The sequence below is a fragment of the Streptomyces sp. G-G2 genome, assembly GCF_030063135.1.
In the GTDB taxonomy this organism is placed as follows: domain Bacteria; phylum Actinomycetota; class Actinomycetes; order Streptomycetales; family Streptomycetaceae; genus Streptomyces.
Genome location: NZ_JASISO010000001.1, coordinates 289,423 through 302,539 on the forward strand (window position 1 = coordinate 289,423; position 13,117 = coordinate 302,539).

Genomic DNA, 13,117 nt, shown 5'->3' on the forward strand with positions numbered 1-13,117 from the left:
CCCCTCAGGCGACCGTCAGGACGATCTTGCCGGTGGTCCGGCCCCGCTCGCCGATCTCGTGGGCCTTCGCGGCCTGCTCCAGCGGCAGGACCGTGTCGATCAGGGGCCGCAGCGCGCCCTCCTGCGCCAGGGCGGCGAGGGCGGTCAGGCCCTGGCGGTCCGGCTCCACCAGGAGCACGCTGACGGACACCCCGTCCGCGTCCACCGCCAGGTCCTCGCCGCCCGCGATCGTGACCAGGTGGCCGCCGGGCCGCAGGACCTTCAGCGAGCGCTTCCCGTAGTCGCCGCCGATGGTGTCCAGCACGACGTCGACGTCCCGGACCGCCTCCGCGAAGTCGGTGCTCCGGTAGTCGATCAGCTCGTCGGCGCCCAGTTCGCGCAGCAGGTCGTGCTTGGCGGCGCTGGCGGTGCCGATGACGTACGCGCCGCGCGCCTTGGCGATCTGGACCGCGAGGTGGCCCACCCCGCCCGCCGCGGCGTGGATCAGCACCCGCTGGCCCGGCCGGACGTCCGCGGTGTCCACCAGGGCCTGCCAGGCGGTGAGGGCGGCCAGCGGCAGCGCGGCCGCGGCCACGTGGTCGAGGGCCGCGGGCTTGCGCACGAAGTGCCGGGCGGGCGCGGTGACGTACTCGGCGTACGCACCCGCCTGCTTCGGGAAGTGCGGCATGCCGAACACCTCGTCGCCGGGCTCGAAGATCGTCACGCCCATGCCGACGGCCTCGACGGTGCCGGAGACGTCCCAGCCCACGATCGGGTTCGGGCCCCACGCGATGAGCATGCCGGTGGCCCGGGTCTTCCAGTCGACCGGGTTCACCCCGGCGGCGTGGACGCGGACCAAGACCTCGGTCGGGCCCGGCTCGGGGCGGTCGAGCGTGGTCTCGGTGAGGACCTCGGGTCCGCCCCACTGGTTGACGACGACGGCGCGCATGGATGTCTCCTCGGATCTGCTTCCTCCCGGTCTTCCGGGAGATGTCCCCAGCTTCCGGCCCGTGCGCCGCTCGTAGTGTTGGCCGTTTGGCCACCATGTGACAGGATCTGGCCATGCACCGTGTCGCCGTACTCGCCCTGGAGGGCGTCGCCCCGTTCGAGCTGGGAATGCCCTCGCGGGTGCTCGGCAACGCCCGCGACGCGCAGGGGCGGCTCCTGTACGAGACGGTCGTCTGTACGGCCGACGGGCAGCCCGTGACCAGCGACGCCGGGTTCACCGTGGGCGTCACGGCCGGATCCGAGGCCCTGGCGGCCGCGGACACCGTCGTCATCCCGCCCACGCACGCGATGGGCGGACTGCTCCACGGCGACCCGCTGCCGCCCGCGCTCCTGGCGGCCCTGGCCGTCATCCGGCCCGGCACCCGGCTGGTGTCGATCTGCACCGGCTCGCACATCCTCGCCGCGGCCGGACTGCTGGACGGGCGGCCCGCCACCACGCACTGGCACGAGGCGGACCAGTTCCGCCGCGCCTTCCCCCGGGTCGACCTCGACCCGAACGTCCTCTTCGTCGACGACGGCGACATCCTCACCTCCGCGGGCGTGGCCGCCGGGGTGGACCTCTGCCTGCACCTGATCCGCCGCGACCACGGCAGCGCCGTCGCCAACCAGGCCGCCCGGTACTGCGTGGTCCCGCCCTGGCGGGACGGCGGGCAGGCCCAGTACATCGACCGCCCGGTCCCCGAGGCCACCGTCGCCACCACCACGGCCACCCGCGCCTGGGCCCTGGAGCGCCTCGAGTCGCCCCTCGCGCTCGCCGAGCTGGCCGCGCACGCCCGGATGAGCCTGCGGACCTTCACCCGACGCTTCCGGGACGAGGTGGGACTCACTCCGGTGCAGTGGCTGACCGCCCAACGCCTCCAACTGGCGCGCCAGTTGCTGGAGTCCAGCGACCTGCCGGTGGACCTGGTGGCCCACCGGGCCGGCTTCGGCTCGGCCAACTCCCTTCGCCAGCACATGCGTACGGCTCTCGGGGTGTCGCCGATCGCCTACCGGCGCACCTTCCGCCCCACCGCGGCGGCATGACCCGTGGGGTAATCGACGGGGGCCGCCCGACGCGCCAGGATCGGATCAACAGCCGGTTCCGCCAAGGAAGACGAGGCCCGAAGATGACCGCGTACGCCATCGGCCACATACGACCCGAGACGATGAACGAGGACATCCTCCGGTACATCGAGGAGATCCAGGGCACCATGGACCCCTTCGGGGGCGAGTTCCTCGTCCACGGCAAGGACCACGAGGTCGTGGAGGGCTCCTTCCCCGGTGCCGTGATCGTCATCGGCTTCCCCGACCTCGAGCGGGCCCGCGCCTGGTACGCCTCGCCCGCCTACCAGGAACTGATCCCGCTGCGCACCCGGCACATCGCGGGCGAGGTCATCCTGGTCGAGGGCGTCGCCCCCGGCTACGACGCGAGGAGGACGGCGGCCGCCCTGCGCGAAGCGGCCGCCCTCTGACGGCCCGCCGCCCCGCGCCCCCACCCGCGAGCGCGGGGACCCGCGGGGACTGACCGGAGCGGGCCGGACGGGGTGCGAGCATGGGCGGTATGGCTACTCACCTCATCACCGGCGCCGGTTCCGGCATCGGCGCCGCCGTCGCGCGCCGCCTGCACGCCCGCGGCGACGACCTCATCCTCATCGCCCGGGACGCCGGCCGCGGCAAGGAGCTGACCGCGCTCTTCCCCGGCTCGCGCGCGCTCGTCGCCGACCTCGCCGACCCGGACCGGATCTCCTGGGCCTTCTCCCACCAGCCACTGCCCGACCGGCTGGACTCCCTGCTGCACATCGCCGGGATCGTCGACCTCGGCCCGGTCGGCGAACTGCGCCCCAAGACCTGGCACCAGCAGCTCAACCTGAACCTGATCGCCCCCGCCGAGCTGACCCGGCTGATGCTGCCCTCGCTGCGCGCCTCCCGCGGGCACGTCCTCTACGTGAACTCCGGCGCCGGTCTCACCGCGCACGCCGAGTGGGGCGCGTACGCCGCCTCCAAGCACGGCCTCAAGGCGCTCGCCGACGCGCTGCGCGCCGAGGAGAAGCCGAACGGGATCCGGGTCACCTCCGTCTACCCGGGACGCACCGCCACGCCCATGCAGGCCAAGGTCCGCTCCCAGGAGGGCGAGAGCTACGACCCGGGCGACTGGATCGACCCCGAGTCCGTGGCCACCACCATCCTGATGGCCATCGACCTCCCCCGCGACGCGGAGGTCAACGACCTCTCCGTGCGGCCCGGACGATGAGCGGAGCCGTCATGAACGCAGCCACCGGAGTCGGCTCGCTGCCCGGCGAGGCCGCCCGCGAGGCCGCCAAGACCGTCACCGGGTCCTTCGAGGAGTTCCCGTACCTCGCCGAGCTGCCCGCCCGCGGGCCCGGCGCCGACATGATCGGGCGTTCCCTGGGCCTGCTCGTCGACATGTACGCGCACGTCGAGCCCAGCGGCTGGCGCCTGAGCGACCGGCCCGGCCGGGACACCAAGCGGGCCCGGTCCTGGCTCGGCGAGGACCTCGACGCCCTGGAGGAGTTCACCCAGGGCTACCAGGGGAAGCTCAAGGTGCAGGTGGTCGGGCCGTGGACGCTGGCCGCCGCCCTCGAACTGCACGGCGGCGAGGCCGTGCTGCGGGACCCGGGCGCCTGCCGGGACCTCGGGGGATCGCTGGCCGAGGGGCTGCGCGCGCACCTGGCCGACGTACGCAGGCGGATCCCCGGCGCCGAGATCGTGCTCCAGGTCGACGAGCCCTCGCTGACCTCGGTCCTGCGCGGGGAAGTCCGTACCGCCAGTGAGTACCGCACCTACCGGGCCGTCGACCGGCAGGTCGTCGAAGGGGCGCTGCGCGACCTGTTCGCCGTGCACGAGGGGGAGGCCGTCGTGCACTCCTGCGCGCCCGACGTCCCCTTCGCGCTGCTGCGGCGGTCCGGGGTCGCGGGCGTGTCGTTCGATTTCTCCCTGCTCACCGAGCGCGATGACGACGTCATCGGAGAGGCCGTCGAGGGTGGCATGAAACTCTTCGCCGGAGTGGTGCCGGGCACCGACGGCCCGTTGTCGGACCCGGGCGGTAGCGTCATGGGTGTCAGGAAGCTTTGGCGCAGGCTGGGGCTGGCTCCGGGGACCCTCGCGGAGTCCGTCGTGGTCACTCCGTCGTGCGGTCTGGCGGGCGCCTCGCCCGCCTACGCCCGCGCGGCGATGGCGCACTGCGTCAGGGCGGCGAGGTCGCTCGCCGACAACCCTGAGTGATGTAGAGACGGGCCCACGGGAGGAAACGGCATGGCAGTCGAACAGAAGCACGGTGAGAGCGCGGCGGCGCCGGGCGAGGCACCGGCGGCGGTGCTGGAGCGGCACGCCCTGCTCGCCGAGCAGATCGAGGAGCACCGCTTCCGGTACTACGTGAACGACCAGCCGGTCGTCACCGACGCCGAGTTCGACGTCCTGCTGCGCTCGCTGGAGGCGCTGGAGGAGCAGTACCCGCAGCTGCGCACCCCGGACTCGCCCACCCAGAAGGTGGCCGGGGCGTACGTCACCGGCTTCGCCTCGGTCCAGCACCGCGAGCGCCTCCTCTCCCTCGACAACGCCTTCGACGACGAGGAACTCGCGGCCTGGGCCGAACGGGTGGCCCGGGACGTCAACACCTCCGACTACCACTACCTGTGCGAGCTGAAGGTCGACGGCCTCGCCGTCAACCTCACCTACGAGAACGGCAGGCTGACCCGCGCCGCCACCCGCGGCGACGGCCGCACCGGCGAGGACATCACGCCCAACGTCCGCACCATCGCCGAGATCCCCGACCGGCTGGCCGGGGACCGGATCCCGGCGCTCGTCGAGATCCGCGGCGAGGTCTTCTTCCCGATGGAGAAGTTCGAGGAGCTGAACGCCCGCCTGGTCGAGGCGGGCGACAAGCCCTTCGCCAACCCCCGCAACGCGGCGGCCGGTTCACTGCGCCAGAAGGACCCCAAGGTCACCGCCACCCGCCCGCTGCACATGGTGGTCCACGGCATCGGCGCCCGTGAGGGCCTCGAGATCGACCGCCTCTCGCACGCCTACGAACTGCTCCACGGCTGGGGCCTGCCCACCGCCGAGCACAACAAGGTGGTCGGCTCGCTCGCCGAAGTGCGCGCGTTCATCGCCCACTTCGGCGAACACCGGCACTCCGTGGCCCACGAGATCGACGGGGTCGTCGTCAAGCTCGACGAGATCCCGCTCCAGGGCCGGCTCGGCTCCACCGCCCGCGCCCCGCGCTGGGCGATCGCCTGGAAGTACGCGCCCGAAGAGGTCAACAGCAAGCTGATCGACATCAAGGTCGGCGTCGGACGGACCGGCCGGGTCACCCCGTACGCGCAGGTCGAGCCGGTGACGGTGGCCGGATCCGAGGTCGAGTTCGCCACCCTGCACAACCAGCAGGTGGTCAAGGCCAAGGGCGTCCTCATCGGGGACACCGTGGTGCTGCGCAAGGCGGGCGACGTCATCCCCGAGATCCTCGGCCCGGTGGTGGACCTGCGCGACGGCAGCGAGCGCGAGTTCGTGATGCCGGCCGACTGCCCCGAGTGCGGGACCCCGCTGCGCCCCATGAAGGAAGGCGACATCGACGTCCGGTGTCCCAACGCGCAGACCTGTCCCGCCCAGTTGCGCGAGCGGCTCTTCTACCTCGTCGGCCGCGAATGCCTCGACATCGAGAACTTCGGCAAGGTGGCCGCGGCCGCGCTCACCAGACCGCTGGAGCCCGCCGCCGCCCCGATGCTGGACGAGGGCGACCTCTTCGGCCTCACCATCGAGCAGCTGCTGCCCATCAAGGCGTACGTACTGGACGCCGACAGCGGACTGCCCAAGCGCGACCCGAAGACGGGCGAGGAGAAGATCGTCACGGTCTTCGCCAACCAGAAGGGCGAGCCCAAGAAGAACGCCCTGGCCCTGCTGGAGAACGTCGCTGCCGCCAAGGACCGTCCGCTCGCGCGGTTCATCAACGGGCTCTCCATCCGGCACGTCGGCCCGGTCGCGGCGGCCACGCTGGCCCGCGAGTTCCGTTCCATCGAGCGCATCGAAGCGGCGACGGAGGAGGAACTGGCCGCCACCGAGGGGGTCGGCGCGATCATCGCCGCCGCGCTCAAGGAATGGTTCTCCGTCGACTGGCACCAGGAGATCCTCGCCAAGTGGCGGGCCGCCGGGGTGCGGATGGAGGACGAGGTCTCCGCCGAGGAGGAGGGGCCGCGCCCACTGGCGGGCCTGACCGTCGTCGTCACCGGCACGCTGGCGGGGCACACCCGCGACGGCGCCAAGGACGCCCTGCAGAGCCGGGGCGCCAAGGTCACCGGGTCCGTCTCCAAGAAGACCTCCTTCGTGGTCGTCGGCGACAACCCGGGCTCCAAGTACGACAAGGCCGTCCAGCTGAAGCTCTCGATCCTGGACGACGCGGGCTTCGAGGTCCTCCTGGAACAGGGCCCCGACGCGGCGCGCGAGGCCGCGCTGCCGCTGGAGGAGCCCGCGGCGGGACCGGCGGAGCCGGCTCCGGACGCCGACGCCGCACCGGAGTAACGAAAGAGCGCAGGTCGAACACCGGCGGAGCGCGGGGGGACGACGCACGCGAACGGATGCGGACGGATGCGTGGCGTGCGGCCGTACGGGCGGGCGCACGCGGGGCGCGCGCGGTGGTCGTGAACGGCCGGTACCGGCCTAGGCGCAGGGCTTTGACCTGTCGGATCATCAGAAGGGTTACCCCGAGGGCCTGGTCGGGTCTCACCCGTTCGGCGGATACCGTACTGATGAGGATGGCCGGGTCCCATTCGGGCAACCGCCGCCGACCGCTGCCCCTGGGGCCCCCTCGCGTCCTACTGTGGAGAGGTGCGCCTGTCGTGCACGGTTGCGGGACGTGAATCCAGCCGTGGTGGCATGACATCGGGGCCATCACGAGGCATCGGCATCGCCGGCTGTGAGAGGGACGGGCATGAAACCCATCGAAGGCGCCGACCCGCCACCGGATTCCGGCGGGGCGGGCGGGCAGCTGCCGTCGCTGCGCACCGACCGGGTGGCCCGCACCACCGGGCGGGGCGGCCGCGCGGGTCACGCGCGCCGGGACGCGCGGCCTTCGAGGGTCGAGCGGGCCGACCGGAGCGAACGCAAGGAGCTGACGGGCCGCGGCGGCCGGCCGAGCGGGACGGGCCGAGCGGAACAGCCAGTTCCGGCCGAGCGCGCGGCCCCCGCGGGCCGGTTCGGGATGCTGGGCGCCCGAACCCCCGAGACCCACCCCCTCGGCACCGGCGCCGGAGCGGGCCCCGACGCCCCCGTCCACGGTTGGCGCGCCGCACTGCCGTCCGCCGTCGTCGGCCTCTCCGTCGTCGTCCTCGTCGGCGGCGTCCTCAGCGCCCTGAACAACCGTCACGCCCTCTTCCCCGGCGGCGCCGCCGGCTGGGCGCTCGCCCTGCTCACCGGGATCATCGTCGGCCACCTCGTCGCGCTCGGCCGGGACCGCTGGTGGGGCGGCACCGGCTCCGGCGCCGCCCTCACCCTCGGCGTGCTCATCCTCTACGGCTGGATCCCGGCCGGGCTCGTCTCGCTCGCCGTGGTCTCCCTCGTCGGGGCCGCCCGCAGGCACCGCTGGCGCCAAGGGCTGCTGCACGGCTCCGCCGACATCCTCGGCATCGCCGCGGGGGCACTCGTACTCGCCGCCTTCGGGCACGCGCCCACCGTCGAGGTGCCCTGGCAGCCCACCGGATGGGGGCCCGGGGCGATCCCCGAGATCAGCCTCGTGGCCATCGCCTACCTGCTGGTCACCCGGGTCCTGCTGTGGCTGGCCCTGACCCCGCGCGACGGCGGGCTGCCCACGCTCGCGCGGACCGCCCTGATCCGGCAGGCGCTGGTCGCCGGCGCCCTCCTCGGCATCGCCCCGCTGATTTGCGTGGTCGCCGTCACCCTGCCGGTGCTGCTGCCGCTGTTCGCCGTACCGCTGATCGCCCTCGACTCCACCCTGTGGATCGCCCGGGCCCGCGCCGAGGAGCAGCTGCGCGACCCGCTCACCGGGCTGCCCAACCGGCAGTGGCTGCTGGAGCGCGCCCGGCGGGCCCTGGACGAGGCCGAACGCATCGGCACCCGCGCCGCCCTGGTCCTCATCGACCTCGACCGGTTCCGCGCCGTCAACGACACCCTCGGCCACCTCGCCGGTGACCGGCTGCTCCTCCAGATCGCCGACCGGCTCCGCGAGGCCCTGCCGAAGGACGCCGAGGTGGCCCGGCTCGGCGGCGACGAGTTCGCCGTCCTGCTGCCCGTCGCCGACTCCACCACCAGCGCCCAGCGGGTGGCCCGCGCCCTCGTCGCCGAACTCAGCTCCCCGCTGGACCTCGACGGGCTCACCCTGGTCCTGGAGGCCAGCGCGGGTCTCGCCGTCTTCCCCGACCACTCGCTCGACGCCGAAGGGCTGCTGCGGCGGGCCGACGTAGCGATGTACCAGGCGAAGCGCGACCGGACCGGGGTCGAGGTCTACGAGTCCAAGCGGGACAGCAACACCCCCGACCGGCTCGGCCTCCTCGGCGACCTGCGGCGCGCGCTGGACGCGGGCGAGGTGGAACTCCACTACCAGCCCAAGGTGCGCTTCGACGGGCACGTCGTTGGGCTGGAGGCGCTGGTGCGCTGGGTGCACCCCGAGCGGGGCCGGGTCTCGCCGGACGAGTTCATCGCCATCGCCGAGACCTCCGGGCTGATGCCGCACCTGACCGAGTACGTCCTGGAGACCGCGCTCGCCCAGGTCGCCCGCTGGCGGGCGCAGGGGCTGAAGGTGCCCGTCGCCGTCAACGTCTCACCGCGCGACGTGCACACGCCGGGCTTCGCGGGAGCGGTGGCCGCGCGGCTGGCCCGGCACGGGGTGCCCGCGAGCGGTCTCCAGCTGGAGATAACGGAACACGTGCTGCTGGAGGACCCGCAGCGGGCCGCCGACACCATGGCCGGGCTGACCGGGCACGGCGTGAAGATGTCACTCGACGACTTCGGGACCGGCTACTCCTCGCTCGTCCACCTGCGGCGGCTGCCGGTCAGCGAGCTGAAGATCGACCGGTCGTTCGTGGCCCGGCTGGCGGTGGACGCGCAGGACGCCGAGATCGTGCGGTGCACGGTGGACCTGGCGCACTCGCTCGGCCTGCTGGTCGTGGCCGAGGGCGTCGAGGACGACGAGACGTGGGAGCGCCTGCGGGACCTGGGCTGCGACGCGGTACAGGGGTGGCTGGTGGCCGCCGCGATGCCGCCGCAGGAGGCGACGGCGTGGCTGCTGGCGCGGGGCGAGCGCGGCTGGCGGCGCCCGGCCGACATCACGGCGGAACTCGCCGCCGCCGCGGCCGCCGCCGAAACCCCGACCCCGTAGCCGGGACCGCTCCGCAGGGCCGAGCGGCGCCGTGCCGCCGCCGGCGCCGCGTCGCGCACGACGGTGGCGGAAGGCGACCGCGCGGCGGTCGGCGGGGCCGAGGGAATGGGTTGCGTGGGTCGGGGGCCGGGCCCCATAGGATTGGGTCCGAAACCCGATAGCCGATACACCACCCCAGAGGATCGCTGCATGCCTGGCATCACGCGCGAGGAGGTCGCCCACCTCGCTCGGCTGGCACGTCTGGAGCTGAAAAGCGAAGAGCTCGACCACTTCGCCGGACAGCTCGACGACATCATCGGCGCGGTCGCCCGCGTTTCCGAGGTCGCCGACCAAGACGTTCCGCCGACCTCCCACCCGCTGCCGCTGACGAACGTCATGCGCGCGGACGAGGTCCGTCCGTCGCTCACCCCCGCGCAGGCGCTCTCCGGCGCCCCCGCACAGGAGCAGCAGCGTTTCAAGGTGCCGCAGATCCTGGGGGAGGACTAATCACCATGACGGACATCAACATCATCAAGCTCACGGCAGCCCAGACCGCCGAGAAGATCGCCTCCGGCGAGCTGACGGCCGTCCAGGTCACCGAGGCCCACCTCGCCCGCATCGAGGCCGTCGACGAGAAGGTCCACGCCTTCCTGCACGTCGACCGCGAGGGAGCCCTCGCCCAGGCCCGTGCCGTCGACGGCAAGCGGGAGCGCGGCGAGAAGCTCGGCCCGCTGGCGGGCGTACCGCTCGCGCTCAAGGACATCTTCACCACCGTCGGGGTTCCGACCACCGTCGGTTCGAAGATCCTCGAAGGCTGGATCCCGCCCTACGACGCCACCCTGACGCGCAGGCTGAAGGAAGCCGACGTCGTCATCCTCGGCAAGACCAACATGGACGAGTTCGCCATGGGGTCCTCCACCGAGAACAGCGCGTACGGTCCCACCGGCAACCCGTGGGACCTCACCCGCGTCCCCGGCGGCTCCGGCGGCGGCTCCGCGGCCGCCCTGGCCGCCTTCGAGGCCCCGCTCGCCATCGGCACGGACACCGGCGGTTCCATCCGCCAGCCCGCCGCCGTCACGGCGACCGTCGGCGTCAAGCCGACCTACGGCGCGGTCTCCCGCTACGGCATGGTGGCGTTCTCCTCTTCCCTCGACCAGGGCGGTCCCTGCGCCCGTACGGTCCTGGACGCGGCCCTGCTCCACGAGGTCATCGCCGGTCACGACCCGCTGGACTCCACCTCCATCGACGCGCCGGTCCCGCCGGTCGTCGAGGCGGCCCGCAACGGCTCCGTCGCCGGCATGCGCGTCGGCGTGGTCAAGCAGTTCGCCGGTGAGGGCTACCAGGCCGGTGTCGTCCAGCGCTTCAACGAGTCGGTGGAGCTCCTCAAGGAGCTGGGCGCCGAGATCGTCGAGCTGGACTGCCCGTCCTTCGACCTCGCGATGGCCGCGTACTACCTGATCGCCCCGTCCGAGGCCTCCTCGAACCTGGCCCGCTTCGACGCCATGCGCTACGGCCTGCGCGTCGGCGACGACGGCACCCGCTCCGCCGAGGACGTCACGGCCCTGACCCGCGAAGCCGGTTTCGGCGACGAGGTCAAGCGCCGCATCATCCTCGGTACGTACGCGCTCAGCTCCGGCTACTACGACGCGTACTACGGCTCGGCCCAGAAGGTCCGTACGCTCATCACGAAGGACTTCGAGAAGTCCTTCGAGCAGGTCGACGTGATCGTTTCCCCGACCACGCCGACGACCGCATTCGCCATCGGTGAGCGCACCGACGACCCGCTGGCGATGTACCTCGCGGACCTGTGCACCATCCCGACCAACCTGGCCGGCAACTCCGCCATGTCGCTCCCCTGCGGCCTGGCACCGGAGGACGGTCTCCCGGTCGGACTGCAGATCATCGCCCCCGCCATGAAGGACGACCGGCTGTACAAGGTCGGCGCGGCCGTCGAGGCCGCTTTCGTCGCGCGCTGGGGTCACCCGCTGCTGGAGGAGGCTCCGTCCCTGTGAGTGCACTGACCAAGGCCAAGGGCTTCAAGAAGTCCAAGTCCGGTACGTACCTGTCGATCGGTACGACCGCCTTCGGCGCGCTGAGCGTCGTCAAGCAGGCCCGGAAGGCCCGTACCGAGCACGACACGCTGAAGCTCGTCGACGCCGTCGTGTCCGCCGCCGCCATCATCACCGGCCTCGCGATCCTGTACCGCGAGCTGAAGCGCCTGGGCGACGACGACGTCCTGCTCGGCTGAGAGGGAAAGTTTCACCGTGACCGTCACCGAACTCCTGTCGTACGAGGACGCCCTCGCGTCGTACGACCCCGTCATGGGCCTCGAGGTCCACGTCGAGCTGGGCACCCGCACCAAGATGTTCTGCGGCTGCTCGACCGAGCTGGGCGCCGAGCCCAACTCGCAGACCTGCCCCACCTGCCTCGGCCTGCCCGGCGCGCTCCCGGTCGTCAACGAGATCGGCATCGAGTCGGCGATCAAGATCGGTCTCGCGCTGAACTGCGAGATCGCCGAGTGGTGCCGCTTCGCCCGGAAGAACTACTTCTATCCGGACATGCCGAAGAACTTCCAGACCTCGCAGTACGACGAGCCGATCGCCTTCAACGGCTTCCTCGACGTCCAGCTGGAAGACGGCGAGATCTTCCGCGTGGAGATCGAGCGCGCCCACATGGAGGAGGACACCGGCAAGTCGCTGCACGTCGGCGGCGCCACCGGCCGTATCCACGGCGCGTCCCACTCGCTGCTGGACTACAACCGCGCGGGCATCCCGCTCATCGAGATCGTCACCAAGCCGATCGAGGGAGCGGGCGAGCGCGCCCCCGAGGTCGCCAAGGCGTACGTCGCCGAGCTGCGCGAGGTCATCAAGGCGCTGGGCGTCTCCGAGGCCCGCATGGACAAGGGCCAGATGCGCTGCGACGTGAACCTGTCGCTGCGCCCCACCCCGGAGTCCGAGTTCGGCACCCGCAGCGAGACGAAGAACGTCAACTCGCTGCGCAGCGTCGAGCGCGCGGCCCGCTTCGAGATCCAGCGCCACGCGGCGGTGCTCTCGTCGGGCGGCTCGATCCTCCAGGAGACCCGTCACTTCCACGAGGAGGACGGCTCCACCACCTCCGGCCGCATCAAGGACAACGCCGAGGACTACCGGTACTTCCCGGAGCCCGACCTCGTCCCGATCGCCCCGGCCCGCGGCTGGGTCGAGGAACTGCGCGCCGGGCTCCCCGAGATGCCGCGCGTGCGCCGCAACCGGCTGCGCGAGGAGTGGGGGGTCACCGAGCACGACATGCAGTCGATCCTCAACGCGGGCGCGGTGGACTCCATCGTCGCCACCACCGAGGCGGGCGCCGACTCGGCGGCCGCGCGCAAGTGGTGGATGGGCGAGCTGGCCCGCAACGCCAACGAGCAGGGCGTCGTCGTCGACGAACTGCCGATCACCCCGGCGCAGGTCGCCCGGGTCGCGGCGCTCGTCGCGGGCGGCGAGCTGAACGACAAGCTCGCGCGCCAGGTCATCGAGGGCGTCCTCGCGGGCGAGGGCACCCCCGACGAGGTCGTCGAGAAGCGCGGCCTCAAGGTCGTCTCGGACGACGGCGCGCTCGGCGCGGCCGTCGACGAGGCCATCGCGGGCAACGCGGCCATCGCGGACAAGATCCGCGGCGGCAAGGTCGCGGCCGTCGGCGCGCTGGTCGGCGCGGTCATGAAGACCACGCGCGGCCAGGCGGACGCGGCGCGCGTCAAGGAACTGATCCTGGAGCGCCTGGGCGTCTCCGAGGGCTGATCCCGTCCGCGCCCCACGCGTTTCCCGGCCGCACCGCGCACCGGGCGATCGC

General features: G+C 72.6%; 11 protein-coding genes. 10 read left to right on the forward strand and 1 reads right to left on the reverse strand.

The features are described 5' to 3' along the window. Nucleotides 1-4: 4 nt before the first annotated feature. Nucleotides 5-928: an NADP-dependent oxidoreductase gene (locus QMF80_RS01285; RefSeq protein ID WP_283448733.1), complete on the reverse strand. Its 924-nt coding sequence runs from the start codon at nt 926-928 to the stop codon at nt 5-7. 113 nt (nt 929-1,041) lie between these two features. Here QMF80_RS01285 and QMF80_RS01290 point away from each other — a divergent pair, with 113 nt between their 5' ends. From QMF80_RS01290 to gatB, 10 genes are all read left to right on the forward strand, one after another. Next, complete coding sequence (locus tag QMF80_RS01290; protein WP_283448735.1) at nt 1,042-2,010, forward strand: GlxA family transcriptional regulator; 969 nt, start codon at nt 1,042-1,044, stop codon at nt 2,008-2,010. Nucleotides 2,011-2,093: 83 nt separating this feature from the next. After that, the gene (locus QMF80_RS01295; RefSeq protein WP_283448737.1) at nt 2,094-2,438 is read left to right on the forward strand and encodes a DUF1330 domain-containing protein; all 345 of its coding nucleotides are present in this window, start codon (nt 2,094-2,096) and stop codon (nt 2,436-2,438) included. A gap of 89 nt (nt 2,439-2,527) precedes the next feature. Next, a complete protein-coding gene (locus tag QMF80_RS01300) occupies nt 2,528-3,217 on the forward strand; it encodes an SDR family oxidoreductase (RefSeq protein ID WP_283448739.1) in 690 nt (229 codons plus the stop codon). Then, the gene (locus tag QMF80_RS01305) at nt 3,214-4,209 is read left to right on the forward strand and encodes a methionine synthase (RefSeq protein ID WP_283448740.1); all 996 of its coding nucleotides are present in this window, start codon (nt 3,214-3,216) and stop codon (nt 4,207-4,209) included. Before QMF80_RS01300 ends, QMF80_RS01305 begins: the two co-directional genes overlap by 4 nt. Before the next feature lie 30 nt (nt 4,210-4,239). Then, nucleotides 4,240-6,498: an NAD-dependent DNA ligase LigA gene (gene ligA, locus QMF80_RS01310; RefSeq protein WP_283448741.1), complete on the forward strand. Its 2,259-nt coding sequence runs from the start codon at nt 4,240-4,242 to the stop codon at nt 6,496-6,498. Between the two features lie 409 nt (nt 6,499-6,907). Beyond that, nucleotides 6,908-9,310 (forward strand): putative bifunctional diguanylate cyclase/phosphodiesterase, encoded by a 2,403-nt coding sequence (locus tag QMF80_RS01315; protein WP_283448743.1) that lies wholly within the window; start codon nt 6,908-6,910, stop codon nt 9,308-9,310. A 189-nt stretch (nt 9,311-9,499) separates the two neighbouring features. Next, a complete protein-coding gene (gene gatC, locus QMF80_RS01320) occupies nt 9,500-9,796 on the forward strand; it encodes an Asp-tRNA(Asn)/Glu-tRNA(Gln) amidotransferase subunit GatC (RefSeq protein ID WP_073772988.1) in 297 nt (98 codons plus the stop codon). Next, nucleotides 9,796-11,301: an Asp-tRNA(Asn)/Glu-tRNA(Gln) amidotransferase subunit GatA gene (gene gatA, locus QMF80_RS01325; protein WP_283448832.1), complete on the forward strand. Its 1,506-nt coding sequence runs from the start codon at nt 9,796-9,798 to the stop codon at nt 11,299-11,301. The genes gatC and gatA overlap by 1 nt, the downstream gene beginning before the upstream one ends. Beyond that, nucleotides 11,298-11,537, forward strand: a complete 240-nt coding sequence (locus tag QMF80_RS01330; protein WP_283448749.1) for a hypothetical protein — start codon at nt 11,298-11,300, stop codon at nt 11,535-11,537. The genes gatA and QMF80_RS01330 overlap by 4 nt, the downstream gene beginning before the upstream one ends. Nucleotides 11,538-11,610: 73 nt before the next feature. Beyond that, on the forward strand, nt 11,611-13,065 hold the full coding sequence (gatB, locus tag QMF80_RS01335) for an Asp-tRNA(Asn)/Glu-tRNA(Gln) amidotransferase subunit GatB (RefSeq protein ID WP_502962737.1): 1,455 nt from the start codon (nt 11,611-11,613) through the stop codon (nt 13,063-13,065). Nucleotides 13,066-13,117: the final 52 nt, after the last annotated feature.